The 25,186-nt window shown below is 62.9% G+C and carries 22 protein-coding genes; 8 read left to right on the top strand and 14 right to left on the bottom strand.

Going from position 1 to position 25,186, the window contains the following annotated elements:
* Positions 1-24: 24 nt before the first annotated feature.
* From EB235_RS11875 to EB235_RS11850, 6 genes are all read right to left on the bottom strand, one after another.
* Positions 25-1,221 (bottom strand): serine hydrolase domain-containing protein, encoded by a 1,197-nt coding sequence (locus EB235_RS11875; RefSeq protein WP_027030791.1) that lies wholly within the window; start codon positions 1,219-1,221, stop codon positions 25-27.
* 161 nt (positions 1,222-1,382) lie between these two features.
* Positions 1,383-2,411, bottom strand: coding sequence for an extracellular solute-binding protein (locus tag EB235_RS11870; RefSeq protein WP_027030792.1), 1,029 nt, complete (start codon positions 2,409-2,411; stop codon positions 1,383-1,385).
* A gap of 29 nt (positions 2,412-2,440) precedes the next feature.
* Positions 2,441-3,253, bottom strand: a complete 813-nt coding sequence (locus EB235_RS11865; RefSeq protein WP_027030793.1) for an ABC transporter permease — start codon at positions 3,251-3,253, stop codon at positions 2,441-2,443.
* Entirely contained in the window at positions 3,246-4,175 is a 930-nt protein-coding gene (locus EB235_RS11860; RefSeq protein WP_023770430.1) for an ABC transporter permease, read from the bottom strand. The genes EB235_RS11865 and EB235_RS11860 overlap by 8 nt, the downstream gene beginning before the upstream one ends.
* Positions 4,175-5,275 (bottom strand): ABC transporter ATP-binding protein, encoded by a 1,101-nt coding sequence (locus EB235_RS11855; RefSeq protein ID WP_027030795.1) that lies wholly within the window; start codon positions 5,273-5,275, stop codon positions 4,175-4,177. The genes EB235_RS11860 and EB235_RS11855 overlap by 1 nt, the downstream gene beginning before the upstream one ends.
* A gap of 142 nt (positions 5,276-5,417) precedes the next feature.
* The gene (locus EB235_RS11850) at positions 5,418-7,091 is read right to left on the bottom strand and encodes an amidohydrolase (RefSeq protein WP_027030796.1); all 1,674 of its coding nucleotides are present in this window, start codon (positions 7,089-7,091) and stop codon (positions 5,418-5,420) included.
* A gap of 257 nt (positions 7,092-7,348) precedes the next feature.
* Here EB235_RS11850 and EB235_RS11845 point away from each other — a divergent pair, with 257 nt between their 5' ends.
* Complete coding sequence (locus EB235_RS11845) at positions 7,349-8,002, top strand: TetR/AcrR family transcriptional regulator (protein ID WP_027030797.1); 654 nt, start codon at positions 7,349-7,351, stop codon at positions 8,000-8,002.
* Between the two features lie 23 nt (positions 8,003-8,025).
* The gene (locus tag EB235_RS11840) at positions 8,026-9,057 is read left to right on the top strand and encodes a histone deacetylase family protein (protein ID WP_027030798.1); all 1,032 of its coding nucleotides are present in this window, start codon (positions 8,026-8,028) and stop codon (positions 9,055-9,057) included.
* Positions 9,058-9,121: 64 nt separating this feature from the next.
* Here the strand turns inward: EB235_RS11840 and EB235_RS11835 are convergent, their stop codons facing one another.
* Positions 9,122-10,315: a TMEM43 family protein gene (locus EB235_RS11835; protein WP_027030799.1), complete on the bottom strand. Its 1,194-nt coding sequence runs from the start codon at positions 10,313-10,315 to the stop codon at positions 9,122-9,124.
* Positions 10,316-10,378: 63 nt separating this feature from the next.
* Positions 10,379-13,279 carry a M16 family metallopeptidase gene (locus tag EB235_RS11830; protein WP_167334870.1) on the bottom strand — a complete coding sequence of 967 codons (2,901 nt, stop codon included), beginning with the start codon at positions 13,277-13,279 and terminating at the stop codon, positions 10,379-10,381.
* Positions 13,280-13,784: 505 nt separating this feature from the next.
* Here EB235_RS11830 and EB235_RS11825 point away from each other — a divergent pair.
* Both EB235_RS11825 and EB235_RS11820 read left to right on the top strand, forming a co-directional pair.
* On the top strand, positions 13,785-14,495 hold the full coding sequence (locus tag EB235_RS11825; RefSeq protein WP_027030801.1) for a helix-turn-helix transcriptional regulator: 711 nt from the start codon (positions 13,785-13,787) through the stop codon (positions 14,493-14,495).
* Positions 14,492-15,262, top strand: a complete 771-nt coding sequence (locus EB235_RS11820; RefSeq protein ID WP_027030802.1) for a response regulator transcription factor — start codon at positions 14,492-14,494, stop codon at positions 15,260-15,262. Before EB235_RS11825 ends, EB235_RS11820 begins: the two co-directional genes overlap by 4 nt.
* A 24-nt stretch (positions 15,263-15,286) precedes the next feature.
* Here EB235_RS11820 and EB235_RS11815 read toward each other — a convergent pair whose 3' ends face one another.
* The 6 genes from EB235_RS11815 to motA all read right to left on the bottom strand — a co-directional run bounded on the left by EB235_RS11815 (position 15,287) and on the right by motA (position 20,199).
* Entirely contained in the window at positions 15,287-15,721 is a 435-nt protein-coding gene (locus EB235_RS11815; protein WP_027030803.1) for a hypothetical protein, read from the bottom strand.
* Positions 15,718-16,800, bottom strand: a complete 1,083-nt coding sequence (gene flhB / locus EB235_RS11810) for a flagellar biosynthesis protein FlhB (RefSeq protein WP_027030804.1) — start codon at positions 16,798-16,800, stop codon at positions 15,718-15,720. The genes EB235_RS11815 and flhB overlap by 4 nt, the downstream gene beginning before the upstream one ends.
* 82 nt (positions 16,801-16,882) lie before the next feature.
* Entirely contained in the window at positions 16,883-17,896 is a 1,014-nt protein-coding gene (locus EB235_RS11805) for a flagellar motor switch protein FliG (protein ID WP_027030805.1), read from the bottom strand.
* A gap of 43 nt (positions 17,897-17,939) precedes the next feature.
* On the bottom strand, positions 17,940-18,326 hold the full coding sequence (gene fliN, locus EB235_RS11800) for a flagellar motor switch protein FliN (protein WP_027030806.1): 387 nt from the start codon (positions 18,324-18,326) through the stop codon (positions 17,940-17,942).
* A gap of 17 nt (positions 18,327-18,343) precedes the next feature.
* Entirely contained in the window at positions 18,344-19,291 is a 948-nt protein-coding gene (locus tag EB235_RS11795) for a FliM/FliN family flagellar motor switch protein (protein ID WP_027030807.1), read from the bottom strand.
* A gap of 32 nt (positions 19,292-19,323) precedes the next feature.
* Positions 19,324-20,199: a flagellar motor stator protein MotA gene (gene motA, locus EB235_RS11790; protein WP_027030808.1), complete on the bottom strand. Its 876-nt coding sequence runs from the start codon at positions 20,197-20,199 to the stop codon at positions 19,324-19,326.
* 159 nt (positions 20,200-20,358) lie between these two features.
* On the opposite strand from motA, the gene EB235_RS11785 reads away from it, so the two are divergent.
* From EB235_RS11785 to EB235_RS11770, 4 genes are read left to right on the top strand one after another with little or no spacing between them, the layout of a single operon-like run.
* Positions 20,359-22,167, top strand: a complete 1,809-nt coding sequence (locus tag EB235_RS11785) for a DUF1217 domain-containing protein (RefSeq protein ID WP_027030809.1) — start codon at positions 20,359-20,361, stop codon at positions 22,165-22,167.
* Positions 22,168-22,169: 2 nt separating this feature from the next.
* Positions 22,170-22,895: a flagellar basal-body rod protein FlgF gene (flgF, locus tag EB235_RS11780; RefSeq protein ID WP_027030810.1), complete on the top strand. Its 726-nt coding sequence runs from the start codon at positions 22,170-22,172 to the stop codon at positions 22,893-22,895.
* A 1-nt stretch (position 22,896) separates the two neighbouring features.
* The gene (gene fliI, locus EB235_RS11775; RefSeq protein WP_027030811.1) at positions 22,897-24,297 is read left to right on the top strand and encodes a flagellar protein export ATPase FliI; all 1,401 of its coding nucleotides are present in this window, start codon (positions 22,897-22,899) and stop codon (positions 24,295-24,297) included.
* The gene (locus EB235_RS11770) at positions 24,278-25,105 is read left to right on the top strand and encodes a hypothetical protein (protein ID WP_027030812.1); all 828 of its coding nucleotides are present in this window, start codon (positions 24,278-24,280) and stop codon (positions 25,103-25,105) included. Before fliI ends, EB235_RS11770 begins: the two co-directional genes overlap by 20 nt.
* Positions 25,106-25,186: the final 81 nt, after the last annotated feature.

Raw genomic sequence — 25,186 nt, 5'->3', positions numbered from 1 at the left:
CTTAGGGTCTTTTCGTCTTGAGATTCAGGCGAGCGCGGCGGCGATGGCGTGCACCGCCTTCAGCGTCGCCATGCCGTAGGCGAGATTGCTGAAATCCGGCCAGGTCGAAAGCTTCACCACGACCATTCCCGTGTTCCAATCGATATGGATCATCTGTCCGAATACGCCCCGGCACATCAACGCGCGCGAGCTGGGATTCTCGATCCAGAACTGGTTGCGGTAGCTGCCTTCAGGCAGGCTGGGGCCGAAGTCCGCCCCATGCTTCCCGTTACGCGTCGCCTCGATCCAGTCGGCGGGAACGATGCCGCCGCCATTGTCGAGGATCATCTGGCCGAAGCGGCCATAGTCGCGCAGCGTGGCGTTGAAGCCGCCATCAGCCACGGCATAGCCGGCGCTGTCGACGGTGAAGCAGGCGCTTTCATCGACGCCGAGCTTTTGCCAGAGCTCTTCGGAAACCAGCTGCGGCAGACGCTTGCCCGTCACCCGCTCCATGATGAAGGCGAGCACGTCCGTCTCGATCGAGCGATACTCGAACTGGGCGCCATGCGGACGGACCGTGTCCTTCAAGCCCAGGATCAGCTCATACATATGCGAGGGCCAGCGAAACTCCGGATCGCTGCCCGGCGGCACCGGCTTCCAGCCGGTGGCGACATCGACCTGGCCGATGTCGGAATAGCGGTCGGTATACTCCTCTGAGAACCGCACCCCGGTCGTCATGTCGAGCACGTGCTGGACGCTGGCGCCGGCCCAGCCGGTGCTGGCGAGTTCCGGCAGGTAATCAGTGACCGGCCTGGCTGGATCGATCAGGCCGCGTCCGGCCAGTATGCCGAACACCGCGCCGGTGACGGACTTGGCCATCGACTGCGACAGATGCAGCGTGCGCTCGTCCATACCATTGAAATAGCGCTCATAGGCGACCTTGCCGTGCTTGAGCACCAGGAAGCCGTCCGTGTAGGTCTCGTCGAGCAGCCCGGCGAGCGATGTCGGCTTGCCCTCGCTGTCCTCGACCGCCAGCCCGTCGAGATCGACCTCGGCGCGTTCGAGACGATGGCGATGGCCGTTGCCGCGCCAGACTTCGGCGGTCGGCAGGATTTCGCGGATGTGCTGGAACGCCCAGCGGTTCCACGGCGGCCGGTCCCAGTCGAGCTTCGGCGGCACCATGGCGGGCGGCGAGCCCTGCATGATCGGCGGCGCCGGATCGCTGTTGCGGTAAGATGTCATGGAACCCTCCCACGATGCATGCCGCCCAAAAGTGCGTAGCGGTTTTGGGACGACGACATGCATGAAAACAAGAATTTGCAGCGTCGCGTGAGCCCTCCACATGCGACGCGTCGCAAAGAAGGGAGGCCGAAGCCTCCCTTCCGCTGGACTTTAGACCGAACCTATTTGCGCAAATTGGTCCAGATCTTGTTGTAGATCTCCACCACATCCGGCGGACAGGGCGGGACGAATTCCGGCGTCGGCGCACCTGCCGGCGGATTGATCTCCGGCGAATTGGCGAAATCCGCCTGCAGGAACTTGTGGCTGCCGGCAATGCCATTGTCGTAGCCGGCGAATTCCGAGATCAGCGCCGCATTTTCCGGGGCCATGATGAAGTCCTGGAACAGCTTGGCGTTGTCGAGGTTCTTGGCGCCTTTCAGCACCGCCACATTGTCCATCCAACCTTCGATGCCTTCCTTCGGATAGGCATATTTGATGGCCGGGATTTTCTGCCGCGAGCGATAGGTCGCGCCGTTCCACTGCTCCGTCACGATCACATCGCCGGAAGTGATCTTGGTGATGGTGTCGTAGCTGAAGGTTTTCCAGGACGGCTTGGCGGCGGTCAGGATGTCGTTGACCTTTTTCAGATTGGCCTTGTCGGCGCCGCAGCGCGGCACGCCGGCGTAACGCTCGGCCGCATGCATGACGGTGTTGACGTCGTCGAGGATGTTGATCTGGCCCTTCAGCTCAGCCGGCGGGTCGAAAAGGATCGCCAGCGTGTCGATGTCGCCCTTGAACTTGTCCGTGTTGACCGCGAACGCGGTGGTGCCGAACTGCCACGGCACGGTATAATGGCGGCCGCTGTCCCAATAGATGTTGAGGAAGCGCGGGTCGATGTTCTTGCCGTTCGGCATCGCGTTGGGCTCGGTCTTTTCGAGCAGGCCCTCATCGACCATGATCTTCACCGTGTAGTCGGACGGCACCACGATGTCATAGCCGGAATTGCCGGCGCGCACCTTCGACAGCATGGTTTCGTTGGAATCATAATCGTCCAGCGTGACCTTGATGTTGTACTGCTTCTCGAACTTTTCGATCAGCTTGGGATTGGTGTAGTCACCCCAGTTGTAGATATGCAGCTCGCCGTCGGCGAGCGCGGGCACCGCCCACAACAGCACTGCCGTCGAAACGGCAGCCATCAGTTTCCTAGACATTTTTTGTTCTCCTTTGCCTTCCCATTGATTCACTTGGCGCGTCGGCGCGCGATCAGGAACGATACCGAGACGAAGAGGATCGAGACCAGGAGCAGGATGGTGGAGATGGCATTGATCTCCGGCGTCATCGGCCGTCTGATCTGGTTCCAGATATAGAGAGGCAGGGTCGTCTGGCCGGGGCCGGCGACGAGCTGCGTGATGGTGAAATCGTCGAAGGAGACGATGAACGCGAGTGCCGCACCCGACATGATGCCGGGGACAAGCAACGGCAGCGTAATGCGCCGGAACGCGTGCCACGGCGTGGCATAGAGATCGGCGGCGGCGTATTCGAGCGTCAGATCCATGTCCTCGAGACGCGCCCGGATCGGCATGTAGGCGAAGGGAATGCAGAACACGGTATGGGCGAGGATCAGATTGCCGATGCCGAAATTCAGACCGAAGGCCCCGGCGATCAAGGCGAAGAAGGACAAGGTCGCCACTGCCGTGATGATCTCGGGAACCATCAGCGGCAGGTTGATGACCATGAAGGCGGCCGGCAGGCCACGCCACGGCTTCACCCGGGTCATACCGATCGCCGCCAGCGTGGCGCAGATCGTCGAAACGATCGTCGCGCTCACCGAGATGATCAGCGTGTTCTCGGCGGCGTTGTGGAATTCCTCATTGAGCAGTGCGGTGCCGTACCAGTTCAGGCCGACGCCCTCCCAATGGGTGACGAGCGAACCCGTGTTGAACGAAAAGATCATCAGGATCAGGATCGGGACGTAAAGCACGGCAACGCAGATGATGGCGATCGTGCGGAATCCGGGCTGGTCCTTGATGTCGACGTTGCGGGGATCAGCCATGCTGGATCTTCCCCGACGTGGTGCGAACATAGAAGTAGAGGGCGACCAGCACCGCGGCCATCAGGATCAGCGCCTGGGCGCAGCCGAGCGGCCAGTTGCGCCCGGAACCGAATTGCTGGGCGATGAGATCGCCGATCATCAGATGGATGCCGCCGCCAAGGATAAGCGGCGTCACATAGGCGCCGAGCGCCGGAATGAAGACAAGCAGACAGCCGGCTATGATGCCGGGCAGCGACAGCGGAATGATCACCCGCCAAAGAACTTGCCGACGCGTCGCGTAGAGGTCGTTGGCCGCCTCGACCAGCCGGAAATCCAGTTTTTCCAGGCTGGCATAGAGCGGCAGGATCATAAACGGCAGGAACGAGTAGAGCAGGCCGAGCTGGATAGCGAAGTTGGTGTAAAGCATGGTGATCGGCTTATCGATCACGCCAAGCCCGATCAGCAGGTTGTTGATGAGACCTTCGTCGCGGATGATGAACATGATGGCCAGCGTGCGCACCAGAAGGTTCGACCAGAACGGGATGGTGATCAGCAGCACCCACCAGTTGCGCTGCGCCGGCGTGCGCGTGGCCATGAAGTAGGCGGTCGGAAAACCCAGCAGCAGGCAGATGACCGTCGTCACCACGGCGAACAGAAACGAGCGCAGATAGATGATCAGGAAATCCGGCGTGAACTGCAGCGTGTCGTCGAAAATATCCTGCTGAAACAGGAAGTTCAGATAGGCGTCCGTCGAAAACTTCCATTGCACGCCGCCGTAGGGCGCGGCCTGGAGAAACGAATAGACCAGGATGATCAGCAGCGGCAGCACGCCGAAAATTCCGATGACGATCAGCGCCGGCAAGGAAAGCAGGCGGTTGCGCCTGGCGCTTGCTTTCTCAGCCTTGGCTTCGAACAACGCGGCTTGGGAAAGCGCCATTGTCATCAGTCCTTCAGTATCCGCGCGCCGTCGTCTTCGAACAAGATGCCCACCTTGGCGCCCGGCTCGAATGTCACTGCGCCGGACCGGCTGTTCTGGTAACGCACGATGAAGTTGTCACCGCCGTCGAGCTTGACGTGGTAGTGCGTGTCGGTGCCGAAATAGACGACATTCGCCAGGGTTCCTGAGACTGTGCCCTTGGATACATCGGCGATCAGATCCGCATGCTCCGGCCGCACCACGACCGTGACTGCGCCAGAGGGATCGAAGTTCTCCGGGAACCCTGCCGCCACGGTTGCGCCGGAGGCGAGCTTCACGGTGGCGACGCCGGATTTCTTCGACACCACGGTACCCTTGAGGAAATTGGTCTCGCCGATGAAGTCGGCGACGAAGCGCTCGGCCGGCCGGTCGTAGATGTCGCGCGGCGCGCCTACCTGCAGGATCTTGCCCGCCGACATGACAGCGATACGGTCCGACATGGTCAGCGCTTCTTCCTGGTCGTGGGTGACGAAGATGAAGGTGATCCCGGTCTCGTGCTGCAGCCTCTTCAGCTCGATCTGCATTTCCTTGCGCAGCTTGTAGTCGAGCGCGGAGAGCGGCTCGTCGAGCAAGAGCACCTTCGGCTGTGGTGCGAGCGCCCGCGCCAGCGCCACGCGCTGTTGCTGGCCGCCGGAGATCTGGCTGGTGCGGCGATTGCTCAGCGCTTCCATCTTGACCAGCTTCAGCATCTGGGCGACGCGCGCCGCAATCTCCGCCTTCGGCTTGCCCAGCATTTCCAGGCCGAAGCCGATATTGTCGGCCACCGTCATGTGGGGAAACAGCGCATAGGACTGGAAGACGGTGTTGACCGGCCGCTTGAACGGCGGCAGCGGCGCGATGTCCTGTCCGTAGAGCAGGATTTCGCCGGCACTCGGAAAATCGAAGCCGGCTATCAGCCGAAGCAACGTTGTCTTTCCGCAGCCGGATGGTCCCAGCAGTGTGAAGAACTCATTCTCGCGGATCGATACCGAGACCGTGTCGAGGGCAGCGACCTGCCCCTCACCCGATCCGAAAATTTTGCTGACGTTTACTACTTCAATCGCATTCCGATCCGGTTTGTCCGGCACGATTACGCCTCATCGTTGACCCCGCTCTTGCTGGCGGAGCTGTTCCCCTGTTGGATGTGATCATACGCCCGGTATGTTGGCAAGCCCGGCATTGAATCACAGTTCAGTTAGTGGTCTTGGCGTAGCAAGCCCCATGCCACAGTCAGGCTTGGTAGGTGATTTTGCCGCCACAGATGGTCGTCACCGGCCGCACCGTATGCAACGCTTCCGGGGCAGTCCTCTCGATATCGGCCGACAAAACGACGAGATCCGCCAGATAACCCGGCTTCAGCACGCCTTTGCGGTCTTCCATGAATTCGCTGTAGGCGCCCTCGACCGTATAGCCGGCAAGCGCTTCATGCAGCGAGAAACTCTGGTCCGGCAGGCCTTCTGCCCAAGGTTTGCGCATGACCGCTGCTTGGATGCCCAGGATCGGATCAACCGGCGAGACTGGCCAGTCGGAAGCGAACACGACGCGGGCGCCAGCATCCTTGAGCGTGCGCCAGGCATAGCTCAGCGGCCACCTGTCGCGGCCGATGCGCGAAATCGTCGGCTCCAGCGGAAAGTTCATGGCGCCGGGCGGATGCGGCGGTTGCATCGAAGCGATGACGCCAAGTTCGGCGAACCGCGGCACATCCGTCGGGGTGGTGACCTCGATATGCTCGACGCGGTGACGGCTGTCCCGCTTGCCATTGGCCTTTTGGGCCGCCTGATAACCGTCGAGCACTGCCCGGACTGCGCCGTCACCGATCGAGTGAACGGCGATCTGCAGACCTCTGCGGTCGGCCTCCACCGCCACCTCGGCGAAGTGCTCGGGCGTGAACAATGGCTCGCCGCGCCAGCCGGGACGGTCGGCATAGTCGTCGACCATCACGGCCGTCCAGGAATCGAGCACGCCGTCATAAAACACCTTGACCATGCCCGAGGACAGCCATTCGGACTTGTAGGTCGCGGCCATGGCAGAAGCTTTTTCAAGTATCCCCAGCTCCATGAAGTTCTTGAAATGGAACGGGATTTTTGTACGGCATATGAGCCGCCCTTCTTGCTCCAGGCCGGCAAGCAGCTCGAGCTGGTAGAGGTTGCCATCCATGTTCTGGATCGATGTGATGCCGTGGCGGGCGCACCATTCCAGGCCGCGATGCATCAGATCCCGATCGGCGGCAAGCTCCTCGGCGGACGGATATGGTTCCGGCTCACCGCCCGTAAGACCGAGCCGTGTGCGGTTCTGCCCGAAGTGCTCCAGGATCGGACCGAAAGCCTCGCCCTCGCGCAATTCGCCCGCCGCGAGGCCATCGGCACCCATCACGATCTCATTGCCCGGTCCCAATTCCCTGCCATGCAGGAGGCCCGCCTCTTCCAGGGCCTTGGTGTTCGCCCACATCGTATGATGGTCGGAGGCCGACATGGCGAACGGGCGATCGGGGATGATTTGGTCGAGATGGTGGCGCGTGACCGGCTCGGGCAGGATCGCATAGTCGACGCCAGCGCCGATCAGAAGCCTGGCGTTGGGCCGCGCCGCGGCAAAAGACTGGATAGCATCGCGCAAGGCATCGAAGCCATGCACGCCAGCCAGATGCAGATTGTCGAGTTCAGCCGCGCCGCCGAACAGATGCATATGGGCTTCGATGAAACCCGGCAGGACCGAACCGCCCTTGGCGTCGATCACCTGTGTGGCCGTCCCCTTGAGCTCTTCGATTGCGGCACGGCTGCCGATGGCGATGATGGCGCCGTCCTTGACGGCAACGGCCTCGGCGGCGGGATTGCCTTCGTCCATGGTCAGCACACGACCGTTGATGACGATCAGATCCGCATTGTGATCCGCACCCGTGACAGACATCGCGACTCCGCGCTTTTGATGACCGATTGAGACCGACAATCCTGCTCCCGACGGCTTGCCACTCCAGCGGAGCGGCGCCACGGGAAAAAACGATGTCAGTACGCCGGCTTTGAAATTCCCCTTGTGATCCCAAGAGACAGCGTGGATAAAGAATGCGACTGATTATTCGCGTTTGTCAACATGCGGAATTTAGAATGTATTGTGGACAGCACCCTTCGCCTGTGGTGAGACCGGGCGGGGAACGAGGACATCAAGCAGTGAAGCGCAGTCTCGATCGCAAAACCAAAATAGCGCTCGAACCGCGCAAGCAGCCGCGGCAGCAACGGTCGAGCAAGGTGGTCGACCGCATTCTCGACGCGGCGCTGATCTTGACGCGCGAGCAAGGAACCAGGACGCCGACGACGCTCGCCATTGCGCAGCGCGCGGGCCTGTCGGTCGGTTCGATCTATCAATACTTCCCCAACAAGGAAGCCATTCTTCTTGACCTCGCCCGGCGCTGGCTGTCGTCCTTTCCCGAGGTGATCGCGAAGCGCATCAAGGTTGCTCCGCCTGCCAACCGCGAAGAGTTTCGGCAGGAAGTGCGCAAGCTCTTCATCGATACCTCCAGGATATATCTCGAGAACGCCACCCTGATGCCGGTGATCGAGGCCATTTCAGGCAATGCCGACCTCAGGCCTATCCAGGACGAATATGACGAGCAGATCATCGCGCTTTACGCCGCCTGGCTGCGACACGTGAACCCTGCGCTGGAAGACAAGATCGCCAAACGGCTCGGCCTGGTGATGATGGAGGTTGGGCACGCCTGCCGGCTTGTCGGCATGAAAAGAGATCGCAAGACATTCGACCTCATCGAGGACGATGTCGAATCCATGTGGCTGGCTCTGGTGAGCCCCTATCTCAACCTTGACTGATTTCGCACCTTGAGAGGACCCTTATGAAGACTGTCTATTCGCCGCTTCATGCTGGCCATGCCGGCCAGATGGAATTGGTCACATCAGCCATCGTGCCGGGTTTTGAAAAGCCTTCGCGGGCCGAATTCATCAAGGCGCGGGTCGAAAGCGAGAAGCTTGGCCCGATCGTGCTGCCGCTCGAGCACGACCTTGCCGCCGCCAAGCGCATCCACAAGTCGGACTACATCGATTTCCTGCCGACGGTCTGGCCGCAATGGGTTGCCTCCGGTCACGAGGGCACGGCCATGCCCTTCACCTGGCCGACGCGCGGCCTGCGCGGCGATGTGCCGCCAAAGCGCGTCGATGCGCTGCTTGGCTATTATTCCTTCGATGCCGGCGCCACCTTCGTCGAAGGCACATGGGCCGCGATCAAATCCTCCTACGACGTCGCGCTGACCGCCGCCGGCCTGGTGAAGGGCGGCGAAAGATCAGCCTTCGCGCTCTGCCGTCCGCCGGGACACCATGCCGGGGCCGGCTTCATGGGCGGCTATTGCTACATCAACAACGCCGCCGTCGCCGCGCAGTGGTTCCTCGACCAGGGTGCCACACGCGTCTCGATCCTCGATGTCGACTACCACCATGGCAACGGCACGCAGGAGATCTTCTACGACCGCGCCGACGTGCAGGTCCTCAACCTGCATGGCGATCCCATGGTCGAATATCCGTTCTTCCTCGGCCATGCCGATGAACGCGGCGCAGGTGCCGGCGAAGGTTTCAACATCAATTATCCCATGCCGTTCGGCACCGGCTGGGACGCCTGGAATGCCTCGCTTGAGGACGCCTGCGGCAAGCTCGCCGCCTACGCACCCGACATCGTCGTTGTCTCGCTCGGCGTCGACACGTTCGAGAAGGACCCGATCAGCCAGTTCAAGCTGAAGAGCGCGGACTATCCCAAGATCGGCCGTCGCATCGCCAGGCTCGGCCTGCCGACGCTGTTCGTCATGGAAGGCGGCTATGCCGTCGAGGAGATCGGCGTCAACGCCGTCGGCGTGCTGACCGGTTTCGAGGATCGGTAAGCCTGCCCGCGAGTACAGGCTGGCACGACAAAAAGGGCGGCACATGGCCGCCCTTTTTTGCAAGCTACGTTGCAGCGCCGGGGCTCGGCGCGGCCATTGGTGCGGCCGCCTTGCGTGACCGGCCGAGATAATAGACCGCCGCCGCGGCGATAACACCGGCGGCCAGGATGCCTGCCGCCAGAACCGGCCGATACCAGAACCAGGCAATCGCGATCGTCGTCATGCCGACCAGGATCGCCATGAAGAAGGCGATGATGCCGGTTCCCATCCGCGCCATGCTGCCGAGGAACGGAATGACGTCGAGGATCACGCCAATCGGGCTGAGGAACAGGGCAAAGCCGATGGTCAGCAGCAACAGGCCGGCGGCGCGCAGCAGCCAGGTGATCAGCGTGTTGGCGCTGACCGCCTCGGCGAACATCTTGTCGGCCGGCACCTGGCCGGTATCGACCATCAGCAGCGCATCGCCGGCTTGCGTCTGGTAGGGCTCGAACCGGCTGCCGGCCTGGCGCGCGACAATGCTGACCACGCCGAGCGGCGCCAATTCATAGCCGATGCGATAGTCACCCAATGCGGGTGTTGTGTTGTCGCTGCCGAGATAGATTTTGCCATCGACGATGCTGAGCGGCTTCGTCCCGGTATAGGCGGCCTTGATCGCCGCGGATTGATTGGCCGACAGCGAATAGTCCTTGTCGCCCTCGATGCGATCGAGCACCGGCGTGTCGAGATCGAAAGCCACGAGCTTGCCCTGCGGTATCTGGAACGCACGGCTGTGGATCGCCATTGGCGGATTCTGATGGCCGTCCGGCTTCTTGAAATCCGACGAATCGATCTGCTTGTCGTCCCACACCCTGGAATAGCTGTAGGTGGTTTCCGTCTCCTCGCCGCCGCCAAGCTTCTTGGTGGTCTCGGATTTGGATTCTTCCTTCCACTGGTACATCTCGACGCTGCGCGACAGCCGCAGCCCCTGCGCCGCGATGCCGAAATCCGGATCCGACAGGCCGCTATCCGCCGTCACCGGCCCGCTGACATGCACCAGTCTGCCGTCATTGGCGGCATCGACGCTGTCGGCGTTGATCGAAACCACGGCGCCCGACCCTTCGGCCAGCGAGCGCGCCGTCTGCACGGCACGGCCCTCGTTCCAGAACAGCCCGATCACCATCAGCACGATCAACAGCAGGCCGAAGATGACCCCACCGACCGCGCGTTTGATCCGCCCGAACCACGAGACAGATGTAACTTCCCGAAATGAATCGCTCATCGTTTCCCCCGAAACCAAAGATAACAAAAAACAAAGCGCGGCCGGCGGCCGCGCGTAGGGCCGTCAATCGGCGTGAATCTGTGCGCCGCAGTCCTTGGCGCCGGCGCAAGAGTGAACCGCCCGCGTCGTGCCGCCATCGCCGACCCGCCATGGTGAAGCAGACAACGGCGCCTGGCTGTTGGCGCCGAGAAGGTCGAGCGCCCGCATGGCCGTCTGCTCGCCTTCATCGTCACGCTTGACGATCTCGACCTGCTTGAGGCCGATCGCGGCAAGCTGCGGCATCACCACGTCGGGATCACCGGCAACCACGATCAGCGACGGCTCCAGCGACGACAGTGCCAGCGCCTGTTTCTGTACGGCATCGAGCGTCAGTCGGGTGCGCGCCGTCATGCGGTTTTGCTGATCCTCCAGCGTCGAACCGCTGCCGACCGCTGAAATCAGTGAGCCGAACAGGCCGGCCGATGTTTCCGCCGATCCGGCCAGCGCCCGACGATAGACCGTCACCGTGCGATCGACTTCATCTTGTGCCACCGGCAAGGTGGTCAGGCCGGCAAAGCCTTTCAGGATTTCGGTGATCGCAGGACCGGTGTTGGCGCGCTCAACGGTCGTTGCCACGACAAGACCCGAACCGGCCTTCATCGGGCTGAGCAAATAGCTCGACACGCCGTAGGAATAGCCCTTCTCCTCGCGGATCACCGAATTCAACCGGCTGGAGAAATCATCGCCGAGCAGATTGGCGACAGCGGTCGATTCCGCACGCTCACCTTCGTCGGTGCCGGGCGCCGGTCGCGCCACGAAAAGAGCCGACTGGCTGGCGCCGGGTTCGGGCACCAGCAGCACCTTCTGGCCAGTCTTGAAATGCGCTGCCGGCGACGGTTCGACGGCATAGCCTGTAGTATCGCTTTTCCATGTGCCGACTGCTTTTTCAAGGCCGGCAGCGACCGCCGCGACCGGCATCGGGCCGACGCTGTAGAAGGTCACCGCCTTCGGCGTGAACTCCGCCTTGAACGCGGCTTTCGCCTCGTCGAGCGAGATCGAGGCCAGCGCCTTCGCCGACCAGTCGACCGCGGCCTTGCCCGGCACTTGCGGAATAAGCGCCGCCTTCGCGACGCGGCCGGCAACGCCCGGCAGGTCCGCCTCGCGCCCGTTCAGCCAGTCGACCGTCTGCGCCATCAGCACGGTCCATTCGGTCTTGTCGAAACGCGGCTTCAGCACCGCGTCGGCAAGCAGGCCCAGACCTTGATCCAGTTTTTCGGGCGGCACGCCAAGCGTCATTGTGGTGGTCAGCGCACCGGCCTGGTAGCCGATCCCGGCGCCGATATCGCTGGTCGCCTTGGCGAAGTCAGCCGCACCACGCTCACCAGCACCGCGCGTCGCCATGCTGGCGGCAAGCTCCAGCAGCCCCTCCTTGCCTTCCGGCACGCTGTTCCAGCCGCCTTCGGCACTCGCCGCGATATAGGCCATCGGCGCTTGCGGCATCGTGTAGTGGACGAGCTTGATGCCGTTGGACAGCGTCGCCGTTTCCATGACAGGCAACACCGCCGAGGGCGCTTGCCCGGCCGGGTGCTCCGGAATGTCGATTGCCACCCGCTCCGGCGCCGTGAACGGCCGCGGCGTGCCCGACGATCCGATCAGCGCGTCGGGATAACCACCGCGCGGGCCCGGCTTCAACACCAGCACACTGGCGTCTTCGGGTTTAAGCAGCCGCTTCACCGTCGCTTCGATATCGGCGGCACTGGCATTCTTGACGCGCGGATCGTCGACCAGCGCGCTCTGCGCATCGCCAAGAATATCGGCATTGTAGGAGACGGTGCCGGCACGATCTTTCAGCGCCTCGTTGCCCAGCCGCGCGGTCTGCAATATGCCGTTGCGCGCGCGTTCGACATCCGCCGGGTCGAGCGGCGTCTTCTGGAAATCCACGAAGGCCGCTTTCATCGCGCTTTCCAGCGCTTCTGGCGTCACACCAGCCGCCGCGCCCGCCTCGAAGGTGAAGCGACCGCCGAGCAGACCGCCCGTCCAGCTCGCGCTGGCGTAGGTGGCGATGCCCTGCTCCGAGACCAGCCGGTTACGCAGAAATCCATAGTCACCATTGCCGAGCAGTTCCGCGGCGATGCCGAGCGCGCCATTGTCAGGCGACTGCGCCGCCGGGCCGCTGAAGCCGACCACCACGACGGGGCTCGGCACGCGGTCTTCCAGCACCAGCTTCAGCCGGGCCTGCGTCGGCTCCGGCACTGTGGGCCGCGCCACGTCTGCGCCGCGCGGCACCCGGCCGAACGTATCCGCGATCAGCGCCTTGGCGTCATCGACCTTGAGGTCGCCAACCAGCACCAGCACCGCATTGTTGGGCAGATAGTAGGTGTTGAAGAAACCTCTGACATCGTCGAGCGTCGCCGCATCGAGGTCGGCGACCGAGCCGATGACCATGCGGCTATAGGGATGCGGCTTCGGGAACAACCCGGACCAGAAAGCCTCCCAGCCCGATGCGCCGGCCTTGTCGAGCACGTTCTGGCGCATCTCGTTCTTGACCACCGAGCGCTGCAGGTCGAGCTTGGCCTGTGTCACCGAACGGCCGAGATTGGCCATGCGGTCGGCTTCCAGCGACAGGATCATCGGCAGCGACGACGACAGCCCGTCGACATAGAACACGGTGCCGTCCTCGGTGGTCCAGGCATTGATCTCGTTGCCCAGTGCCGCATGCGCGCCGAACACGTTCGGCCAAGCCGGCGTGCCGGAAAACATCAAATGCTCGAACAGATGCGCGAAGCCGGAGCGGCCAGCCGGTTCATTCATCGAACCGACGCGGTAGCGCAGGTTCATCACCACCTTTGGCGCACGATGGTCCGGCACCAGCACCACCTGCAGTCCGTTGTCGAGCGCATAGGTGACAATTGGCTCGGCCTTTCCAGTTGCCGCGCCGGTAAAAACCGCAAGCACCACCGTGAACGCCAGGAAAACCTGCTTCATGATCACCCCCCAATCGATATGGCCGCAAACAAGCGCGACCAACCTAGCCCAGCCCGATCGAAGGGAAGCCCACCCCCCTGCCGATCGCCGAGAACCTATCGGAATCGATCGGTCCTCGATACGGCAGCTTCGCAACAACCTCTGGCTTTTTCGTGTCAGTGTTTCAGGCGGCCCCGATGCAGCGAAAGTGTGTTGGGCGTTACCCTGAGTCGCACGTGAGTCCATCGGTTTCGATTTTGTCAAATCGCGTTTGATGTCGGATTCATCTGCGGGTAGATTAGACCCGAATCAGCCGGTCCTGGGGGGCGCGGCGACCACCCAAAGTCTTACGTTCCGGAATTTTCCGGCGCCAGACGCGGACGGTTTCGCGTTCCCTGAATGGATTCCGTCTGATTGGCGCGGCCCCGCGCCTCGTGTGCGTCTCGTGAAAGTAACGCGTTTTCAGTTTCGGCGGCTGGCTCTCCAGCATCCGGACAGCAGAAACGATTCCGGCCAAAAGCAAAAAATGAGCAGTCCCGCCGCGCTTCTTCAATCCGACACATTGGGCTCGCGCCTGGCGTCGCGCGGTGATCTGACCAGCTTTTTCATGGAGCTGACCGCCGAGATCGGCGCCGACAGCTACATGCTGATCGCCATCGTCCATGACCAGGACCGCAACGACGCGCGCATCGTCTCCTCGAACTGGATCTTCGATGCCATCGAACTGACTGGCAAGCGGCTGATCGCCAGCCTTGCCCAGGGCGCGCTCACCGTCGCGCCCGGGATCCGCCCGCGCCCGCTGGTGGCGGCAGACGCGCCAGATAGCGACGGGCTGGTCTCCGGCGAAGAAGCCCGCCTGCTCGACGTGCTCGGCCATGCCGAGGTCTATTCGCTGCGGCTGAATGTCGGCCGCCAGCGCCTGTTCGCCCTGTTTTCGGCGGCGACCGCAGGCCAGATCGACCAGCCGGCGCTGATGAAGGCGCAGCTGAAATGCTGCTACGCGCTCTCGCACATCCCGCAGTTGATCGCAGCGGCGGCGATGCAGGACCCGCTGTCGGATCGCGAGCGCGAATGCCTGTTCTGGGTCTCCGAGGGCAAGACCACCGATGAGGTAGCCGTCATTCTTGGCGTCTCCTCCAACACCGTCAACAGCTACATCACCCACGCCATCCAGAAATTCGCGGCCTCGAACCGCGCGATGGCCATCGCCACGGCGATCAGGAGTGGCATCATTTGAAACAGGCCGATATCAAGGAAGCAGCGGAAGCCCTTTTCAACGAGCAGCGAAACCCTTTCGGCGCCTTCTCGCTCGGCTCCGAAACGCATCACGCCGTCACCATTCCCGATGCCGTGCGCCGCTGCCGCTGGATATCGATCGACATCAACGCCTCGGCTTTCGGCCTCTACTTCGTCAGCCCGTCGCCGGAACGGGCGCGGCTGGTCCCGTGTTTCGATTCCGACTATCCCGGTATTGCGGTGGCGACGAAGTTCATCTCGGGCGCCAATGGCGAGGAGATCGTGCGCCACACCCACAACTCGACGGAGCCACGCTGGTGGACGGATGACGGCGTCGCCACGATGGCTGAGACGTTCGGCAGCCTCGCCTGGACCGAGCAGATGGCGCCGCTGGCGCCCGGCACCAGCGGCATTGCCTTTCCCGTCCACGCCGATCGCGGTCAGTGCGGCCTCGTCGTCTTCCTCGGGTCGGAGATCGCACTGTCGCAGGATGCGCTTTACGAGATCCACGCCCGCTGCTTTTCGCTGTTCGCCGCCGTCGCCCGTATCCGTCCGGGCGACGCCGGCAGGATGCGCGCGATTTCCAAGCGCGAACTCGAATGCCTGAAGCTGACCGCCAACGGCAACACCAGCGAGGAGATCGCCCGGCTCCTGAAGCTGTCGGTGCACACCGCCAACCAGTATCTCACCCAGTCGACCCAGAAGCTCAACGCCGTCAACCGCAACCAGGCGGTCGCCAAGGCGCTGCGGTTAGGCCTGATCGAGTAATGCTTGTCGCCTGATGGGCGCGCTTCAGTAAGCCAGCGGCTCGACCTTGCGGATACGAGCCTGTTCGATCACCGCCTCCAGCAGCGCCGTATTGTGCTCGGGGTCTTCTCCCGGCTTTTCGAACGACACGTAATTGACCGCGACCGAGTTGCCGATATCGCTCAGCGTCAGCTGGAAATAGACGGTCACGCCTGGCGGCCGCAGCTCCAGGTCGAGCACGATGCGCGGGCTGCCGCTCCAGTCGACATGCGCCTCGCCGCCATGGCCGAGCCTGAGCGTGCCCGGCATGAAGAACAGCTCCACCGCCGAATCGACCAGGTCCGACAGGCAGGCGAAGTGCTCCAGCCGGATGAAGGCGATATAGTCGGCGACATCGATCAGCCTCAGTTCGCCAACCACTTGCTCGATGGCGCTGGCAACGATGATCTCGCGGGATTTTGCGTGCGGTTGGCGGTTCATGAAATCTGTCTGCGCTCAGCCTTTTTCGAGTAGACGATCCGCACCAGTTCGGCGACGGCCTGGTAGAATTGTGACGGGATCACATTATCGACCGAAACTTGCTTGTACATGGAGCGGGCGAGCGCCACGTCCTCGAAGATCGGGATGTTGTGCTCCTTGGCGATCTCGCGGATTTTCAGCGCCACCAGATCCTGCCCCTTGGCCACCACGAGCGGCGCCGAATCCTCGTCGCGCACATATTTCAGCGCGATCGAGAAGTGCGTCGGGTTGGCGATGATCAGCGTCGCGCGCGGCACCGCCGTCATCATCCGCTTGCGCGCCCGGTCGCGCGCCAGCGAACGCAGCCGCGACTTGACGATCGGGTCGCCCTCGGACTGCTTGAACTCGTCCTTGACCTCCTGCTTGCTCATGCGCAGATCCTGCTTCCAGTGGAAGCGCGACCAGACGATGTCGATCGCCGCGATCAGTCCCATGACGAAAACGATCGCCACCAGTATGTCCACCGCGATACTGCGGATGACGAGACCGAAGGCAACGGGATTGGTGATCATGCCGGCAAGCAGCTTGCGGTGATCCTCCGACAGCGTGAAAGTGAGCACGGCGATGGCGAAGCCGACCTTTGCCAGGGATTTCAGGAACTCGACCCAGCCCTGGACGCCGAACATCCGGTTCCAGCCCTTGACGATCGAGATACGCGAAAGCTGTGGCCTGATCCGCTCGCCGACGAATTGCGGCATGTTCTGGAACACCGAGGCGCCGATGCCGGCAACGCTCAGCAGCACCAGCAGGCTGACGACGGCACGACCCACTTCGAACAAGACTTGCTTGTAGAGCGCGATGACATCGGTCTCGGTGTCCATCGGCCAGGCCTCGGGCTTCTCCAGGAACATCGACAGGAACATGCTGATGTCGATGACGGCGTCCTTTGCATAGAAGACGGTGAACACCAGTATGGCGACGAACGAGGCGAGGAGCGCGGTTTCCTTCGAATGGGGCAGCTTGCCCTGTTCGATCGTGTCGCGGATCTTCTTTTCCGTCGCGTCTTCGGTTTTCGAGTCCTTGTCGGTGGCGTCGGACATGCCTAGAGCATGATGCCGAAAAGTGTGAAGCGGTTTTCGGATGACATCATGCTCTAATCCTTTGATTTAGAGCCGGACGGCTCTAGGCGGCGTTCTGCGTAGAAGGCAGTTCGAATGCGCCTTCGCGCGACAGCCGGATCGTCGTCGTCACGATCGTCTTGCGCGCGGCCACGATATCAGCGGCAGGAACGCCTTCGGACCCCTGGCCGAGTTCGGCTTCGATCATGCGCCGCGACCGCGCGCCGATCGCCGACAGCACCGATTCGGCGAGTGCCGCCGACGTGCCGCGCAGCGCCAGTGTGACAAGCTCGGTCGACAGTCCGTCGAACAGCAGCACGCGCGCCTTCTGGGTGAGCAGCGGCAGGTCGTCGAAAGCGAAAAGCCTTGCCCGCACACCGTCGAGGTCGGGCGTTCCGGCGGCCTCCAGATCCTGCATGACTTCATCGAGCAGCGGCTTGTCCAGCTCGTTGAGCACGCTGGCGACGCGCGCCTGCCCTGCCGACGTGTCCTTGGTCGAGGTTTCCGACAGCACACTGGTGCGCAGCCGGTTCTCGACGATCCTGGTCGCGGCGGCCGGAACATTCGCCATCGTCACCATGCGCTTGATGATTTCGCCACGCATCGGCTTGGTCAGCGTCAAAAGCACGCTTGCCGCTGCCTGCGGCGCCAGCTTCGACAGCACCATGGCCGCCGTCTGTGGATGTTCGCCGGCCAGGAAGGCGCCAAGCCGTGCCGGTTCGAGCTTCTCGAGCTCCGGCCAGATGGGCGGCGGTCCTTCCGGCGCGACTTCGAATTTCTTGTCGCCCATGATCGCGCTCATCTCTTCGGGCGAGAGCGATTCATTTAGGATGGTGTCCATCCTGTCGGCGGAATCGAGCAGGCCCGCACCCTCTGTGAACTCGGCCTCGAATTCGGCGACGATGCGCTCGAGATCGCTCTGCGGAATGGTCCTGAGCAGCCGCGCACCCTCGATCAGCGCCTTCAGTTCTTCCTGCTTGAAGAATTTCAAGAGACGGCTGGCGGACGGTTTGCCCATCGCCACCAATATAGCGGCCGCCTTCTGAGCGCGCGTCAGGGTCGCTAGCGGCGTCGTCATGCCTTTCGCCTCCGCTGCCACCGGCAAGCCCCGTGCCTCATGTCTAGGCGCCCTTCGTGCCGGCGATGATTTCGGTCAGCCTGATGCCGAAGCGCGATGGGTCGCTTTCGAGCACCGTGATTTCGCCGCGCGCGATCTTGCGGCCGTTGACAACGACGTCGACCGGTTCGCCGATGCGGCGGTTGAGCGCCACCGTCGAGCCCTTCTGCAGCGCCATCAGGTCGGACACCGCCATCTCGGTGCTGCCGAGGATGATCTGGACATCGACGGGGATGTTCATGATGACGCTCGAATTGGCGCCCGCAGCGGCCCTGAACGCCGCGTCGGGGCGCTGCTCCTCTTCATGCAGGACGCCGCGCAATTCCTCGATGGCGCGATCGAGCTGCTCGTCCGGCTGGTCGAGCTCTGCTTCCACTTTGGTCTTGGCCATGCGTCGTCTCCAAAAGCTCAGGCGCGCCCGGCACCGGCCGGCATGAGCCCATCGATGAAATCCTGCCCGGCATCGAACGGATGCCTGATTCGGACGGTGTAATTCTGCCCCAGTTTGCCGAACTCGCATACGAACAGCGTCTGGCCTCGCGCGCTGAGGCGAGCCCGTGATTGCGCCGTTTCGTCGAAGTCGATGACCTGGCCAACTTCAAGATCGGCGAGGTCGCCAAGCGTCAGCCGCGCCAGCGGCATGGTGGCTTCGAGCGCCACCGTCGAGCGCATCACCTCTTCCGAGAAGCGTGCGCGCCAACTGGTGCCCTGATCGTCCTCGCTGACACTGGCGGTGCCGTCGCGCCCGGTCAGCACGACGCGCTGCGGCATCGTCACCGTGATCGAACCGCTGTCGACCGGCGTCGAGATGCCAAGGACGATGCGGATGGCGGCGCCATCGCGCAGCACATGCCGCCTGGCCTCGATGCCGGACATGGCCCGTGGCGCGGGCAGCCGCAGGTCGAGCGAGCGCCGCCCCGATCCGTTCAGCGCCTGCGCCACCTCCTGGAACACCATGGTCGAGACATCGGCCTCGATTGGTGACAGGTCGCGCTCGATCGGCGACACCGGCATATCCGGATCGCCGCCGAACAGCGTGGAAACCATGATGGCGATCGCGGCAGCATCGATGACGAGCGTCATCGCGTCCGAGGACGCTGGCGAACCGATGACGGTCATGGCGAAATTCTCGCCGGCGCGCGAGCGCGCTTCGGGGACGCGGCTGACTTCGACCGCCTTGAGGTCGACGATCACGGGAACGCCAAGCTCGCCCGACAGCCCCTTCTGCAGCAGCGGCACGGCGCGTTCGGCCATGGCGCGGCCGGCATCAATGACCTGATCAGCCTCGCCGCTGTCGCCGACCAGGCGCTCGATGATCAGGGAGCGCGCTTGCGCGGGGCTGCCTGGACTGGTCATGACCGTGTCGGCGCCGATCTGTCGTGCATCGTTCAAGCGGCCTTCTTCTCGGCGCTGCCGGTGTTCATCGTGCTCTGCTCGACGGCGTCGATGGTCGGCCGCTCATAAGATGAGATGGTCTTGCGGCCGAACTCGATCGCCACCTGCGGCAGCGCACCGTTCATGTAGGCGAGCAGCGTCTGCTTGACGATGATGTAGAGGCGGTTCTTCTTCTCGCGCACCGTCTTGATCTTGGTGGCGACAGGCCCGACCACGGCATAGGACAGGAAGATGCCAAGGAAGGTGCCAACCAGTGCGGCGCCGATCAGGCCGCCGAGGATTTCCGGTGATTGATCAAGAGCACCCATCGCCTTGACCACGCCGAGCACGGCGGCGACGATGCCCAGCGCCGGCAGGCCGTCGCCGACCGCGACCAGCGCGTGATAGGCCTTCATCTTGTCCGTCTTGATGGTCTGGATTTCTTCATCCATCAGCGCCTCGATCTCATGCGAGCGGGCATTGCCGATGATGATGATGCGGCAGTAGTCGCAGATGAAGGCCATCAGATCGTGATTCTTGAGCACCGTCGGAAAGGCCTGGAAGATGGCCGATTCTTCCGGATTGTCGATATGTGCCTCGACCTCGCTGCGCGACTTCGAGCGCAGCTCGCGCATCAGGCTGTGCAGCACGCCCAGCGTTTCCAGATAGTCCTGCTCCTTCGGCACCGCCTGCTTGAAGGCTTCGAGAATGCCCCTGCCAGTATCCTTGACGGTCTTCATCGGATTGGCGACCAGGAAGGTTCCAAGTGCGGCGCCGCAGATGACCACGGCCTCCCATGGCTGGACCAGCACGTGCAGATGCCCGCCCATGGCCATGAAGCCGCCAAGGACGCAGCCGAGCGTCACCACAAGTCCAATCAGAATGCCCACGACAGGTCCTTCCGCATTTCAAGTCAGGAGCAAGGGATAGTCCCCGTGCCTTGTGTGAGGCTTGAATCGGAGCCGCCATGGAGCCGAATGTCGGCGATTCAGTTTCGCGCAAGGAAGTGAGGCTATTGTGCCGGCATTGCTCCGGCCGGAGGCACGTCCTTGCTCAATACCTTTACCAGCTACCAATTGATCGCCAAAGACATCAACAAGTCGATCGATCGGATCGAGAAACAGCCGATAATCGATCGCGACACGCAATATTATCTCGACAACATCACCAAGGTGAAGTCGATCGACGATTTCGTCAACAATGACCGGCTGTTCAAATATGCGATGAAGGCCTACGGGCTGGAGGACATGGACTACGCCAAGGCCTTCATGGTCAAGGCGCTCAAGGAAGGCGTGACCGATCCCGACAGTTTCGCCAACAAGCTGACCGACAAGCGTTACGCCGCGTTCGTCAGCGCCTTCAACTTCGTCGCCAACGGTGCCGATGCAACCACCTACAACAAGGCGCAGCAGCTGGTGACCAATAACTATCCGCTGCAGGTCCAGATCGGCGCCTCGCAATCGGGCTTCTCCTACTACCAGAGCGAAACCGCCTACTACGTCACCAACATTTCCAACGTGAAGTCGGTCGACGATCTGATGGCCGACCCTCGTCTGCTGACATATGCAATGGCGGCATTCGGGCTCGACTCCACGACCGAGCCGGCTGCTACCGTCAGGGCGATGCTCGAAGGTGGCGTCAGCGACCCCAACAGTCCTGCCAACAAGCTGACCGACAAGAGCTACGCCAACTTCGTCTCGGCGTTCGACTTCGCGCAGTATGGTGACCAGACAACCACGCGCACCGATGTCCAGCAGGTTCCGAACGGATACATGGCTGGAGCCGGACTGACGCTGGTCAAGCCGAGCGCGCAGTACATCAAGGGCGAGGCCGATTACTACGCGGCAAACATCTCCAAGGTGACGTCGATCGACGACCTCATGGCGGACAAGCGCCTGCTGACTTTCGCCATGGCTTCCTACGGACTGGATGCGTCCACCGAAACACCGCAGCAGATCCGCACCATGCTCCAGGGCGGCGTCAGCGACCCGAACAGCCCGGCTAACAAGCTGACCGACAAACGCTATGCCAACTTCGTCACCGCCTTCAACTTTGCCCAATATGGCGACCAGACAACGTCGCGCGACGCGGTGCAGAAAGACACGCCGAAGATCTACACCACAGAATCGGCGCTTGGCCTGATCAAGCCGAATGCGGACTACATCAAGTCGGAGACCGCATATTATCTGGCCAACGTCACCAGCGTGAAATCCACCGACGACCTGATGGCCAACAGCCGGTTGTACAACTACGCACTCGCGTCCTTCGGGCTCGATCCGGCAAAAGAGAGCAGGGACCTGATCCGCAGCGTGCTGACCGGTGGTGTCCGCGACCCCGACAGCGTCGCCAACAAGATGACCAACAAGGCTTATGCCGGGCTCGCCACCGCCTTCAACTTCGAACAATATGGCGAAGCCGCCACGACCACCAATCCGGCCCAGCAACCGACCGTAGACATGTATCTGCGCCAGTCGCTCGAAGAGGATGCCGGCAAGACCAATGAGGGCGTGCGGCTGGCGCTTTATTTTCAGCGCAAGGCGCCCGACATCAGCAACTGGTATGACGTGCTGGCCGACACAGCCCTTGCCACCGTCGTGCGCACCGCGCTCGGTTTGCCCGATTCCTTCGCCACCGCCGACATCGACAAGCAGGTGCAGCTGTTCGATCAGAAGCTCAACATCTCGGATTTCACCGATCCCGTGAAACTGAACAAGTTCCTGACCCGCTTCACCAGCATGTACGAGATCAACAACCCGACCTCGAGCGCCGTGACATCGATCAGCGTGCTCTTCGCCAAACCGGTCACGTCGGGCATTTCCACCGACCTGATGATGGCCATGCAAAAGATGAAGTTTTGACCATGCGGGACAGTCTCTACGTCGCCCTTTCCGCGCAGATGGCACTCGAGCGCCGGCTCGACACGATCGCCGACAATGTCGCCAACGCCAACACCGTCGGCTTCCGCGCCACCGGCGTGAAGTTCGAGGACGTGGTGACGGGCGCCGGGCAGAAGTCGGTGTCCTTCGCTTCGACCGGCAAGACCTATCTTTCCGGCGCTCACGGCTCGCTGACCGAGACCGGCAATCCCTTCGATTTCGCCATCCAGGGTGACGCCTGGTTCGCCATCGACACACCGGCCGGCACCGTCATGACCCGCGACGGCCGCTTCTCGATGAACGAGAATGGCGAGCTGATGTCGCTTGAGGGCCATCCGGTGCTTGACGCCGGCGGCGCGCCGATCCAGCTCGACCCCCGCAACGGCCCGCCCAAGGCCGGCGCCGATGGCTCCCTGCGCCAGAACGACCAGCTTGTCGGCTCGATCGGCCTCTATGATTTCGATCCGGGCGAGAATTTCGTGCGCTACGGCAATTCCGGCATCGTGCCCTCCCGCACCCCCGAACCGGTCACCGATCGCTCCGATGTCGGCATCGCCCAGGGGTTCGTCGAAGAATCCAACGTCAACCCGGTGATGGAGATGACGCGGCTGATCATGGTCCAGCGCGCCTTCGAGAACACCGCCGCGCTGATGCGGCAGACGGATTCCTCCACCGACGAGGCGATCAAGACGCTCGGCTCGAAGTCGTAGCATGTCGTCAGGCCAGACATTGCTCCGCGCACCCGAAAGGCAGGGCCAGCCGGCGCCGGAAGACCGGCTGGCCGCTTTGGAGCGGATATGGCGGCGTTTCAACGGAGCCGATGGGCTGGTCAAGCGTGGCGGTCTTGTCACCGAAGTCACACCGACGCACTATAAGGTGCGCGGCCTTTCCGATTTCGCCAGGCTGGGCGACATCGTTGAGCAGCGTGGCCAGGCCGGAACGCGCCGCGGTGAAATCGTCAAGATCAGCCGTGACGAGATCGTTGTCGCGCCCTTCGAGCGCAGCGCCGATGCCGGCATCGGCGATGCTGTCTTTCGCCGCGGCCCGCTCGCCGTGGCGCCGCACGCCTCGTGGCGCGGCCGCACCATAGACGCGCTGACCCGGGCGATCGATGGCGGCTCGCCGCTGATCAGGGGCGACGACATGTCGGCCCACGCCACGACGCCCAGTGCCATGGCGCGGCAGCGCGTCGGCACCGCCTTCATGACCGGCGTCAAGGTCATCGACATCTTCACGCCGCTCTGCTTCGGCCAGCGCATGGGCGTCTTTGCCGGTTCCGGCGTCGGCAAGTCGACGCTGCTCGCCATGCTCGCCGGCGCCGACGCGTTCGACACCGTCGTCGTGGCGCTGATCGGTGAACGCGGCCGCGAGGTGCGCGAATTCCTCGAGGACACGATCGGCGACAGCATGGCCAAGACCGTGGCCATCGTCGCCACCAGCGACGAGAGCGCCATGATGCGCCGGCGCGCACCCGACACCGCCATGCGCGTCGCCGAGCACTTTCGCGACCAGGGCCACCGCGTGCTTCTGGTGCTCGACTCGATTACCCGCTTCGCCCACGCACTGCGTGAGGTGGCGACGGGAACCGGCGAGCCGCCGGTCGCCCGCGGCTATCCCGCCTCGGTCTTCACCGAACTGCCCAAGCTGCTCGAGCGCGCCGGACCCGGCGCGGAAGGCAAGGGATCTATCACCGCCATCATTTCCGTGCTGGTCGACGGCGACGACCACAATGATCCAGTCGCCGATTCCGTGCGCGGCATCCTCGACGGCCATGTCGTGCTCGACCGCGCGATCGCCGAACAGGGCCGCTATCCGCCGGTCAATCCGCTGTCGTCGATATCGCGTCTCGCCGGCAAGGCCTGGAGCGTCGAACAGCGCGCTTTGGTGACGCGGCTGAAGTCGATGATCTCCCGTTTCGAGGACACGCGCGACATTCGCCTGCTCGGTGCCTATCAGGGCGGCGCCGATGCCGAGCTGGATATCGCGGTGCGCCAGGTGCCGCTGATCTACGAGGCGCTGACGCAATCGCCGAGGGACCGTCCATCATCCGATCCATTCTCCGATCTGGCCCGTCATCTCAAGGGAAAGCTGAATGCCGAATCAGGAGACTGAACGCCAGTACACCGAGCGCATCCTGAAAGAGATGATCGCGGAGGCGAACGCGGCTGAGGAAGCCCGGGCGGAGGAGGCCAGGATTGCCAAGGCAAGGGCCGCCAACGCCATAGCTGCCAAGACCGCGGCTGTTCTGACCAGAGCCGCCAAGCCGGCGCTGCCCAGGTCCGAGCCTGTTCTGGCTCGGCCCACCGCCATGCATGAGGTTCCCCGCGTAGAGCCTGCCGAAATGACGCAGGCCAGCCGCGACTCGCTGATCGACGGCCTGTTTGCCGCCACCGAATGGCCCCAGCCGCCAAAGGCGCAATTTCCCAAATTGCGCAAGAAGGCAGACCGGCGCAGCGACTTTGTCTTCGCCGCGCTCGGCATTACGCTTGGCCTGACCTGCGCCCTGTTTCCCTGGTACATCTTCTTCAACCAGGAACAGTTCGGCGTGCAGGCGATCAAGTTCGGTGGCACCGGCACCAATTCGGGGCGCGCGGGTGGCGGCGTGGTCGCCGAACGCAGCGCACCGCTGACGGCGAAGGATGTCCCGAGCACGGATCTTGATCTGCTGGCCACCGGAACGGTGCAGAATGATGCCAATCAAACGCCGCCTGGCGACCAGCCATTCCCTGCCGACGTCGGAAAATTCCGTATGGTCCACGTCGCCAATGGCCGCGCCATGATCGAGGACGACACCGGCCTGTGGATGGTCCAGCGCGGCTCGACGCTGCCGGATTCCAGCAAGGTCTCGTCGATCGAACAGCGCAACGGCAAATGGGTCATGCTGACCAGCAGCGACCAGGTCATCCCTCTAGAGAAGTAAGACCTTGCAATCGCGCCTTGCGGCCCCGCGCAAGGTCCACGCAAGACTGGCGGCCTAGTCTCCTCGGCACATGCCCGGAGA

Origin of the sequence: Mesorhizobium loti R88b (assembly GCF_013170845.1) — a bacterium.
GTDB lineage: Bacteria > Pseudomonadota > Alphaproteobacteria > Rhizobiales > Rhizobiaceae > Mesorhizobium > Mesorhizobium loti_B.
The sequence above is the reverse complement of the archived record's forward strand: the minus strand, read 5'-3'. Positions and strand labels throughout refer to the sequence as shown.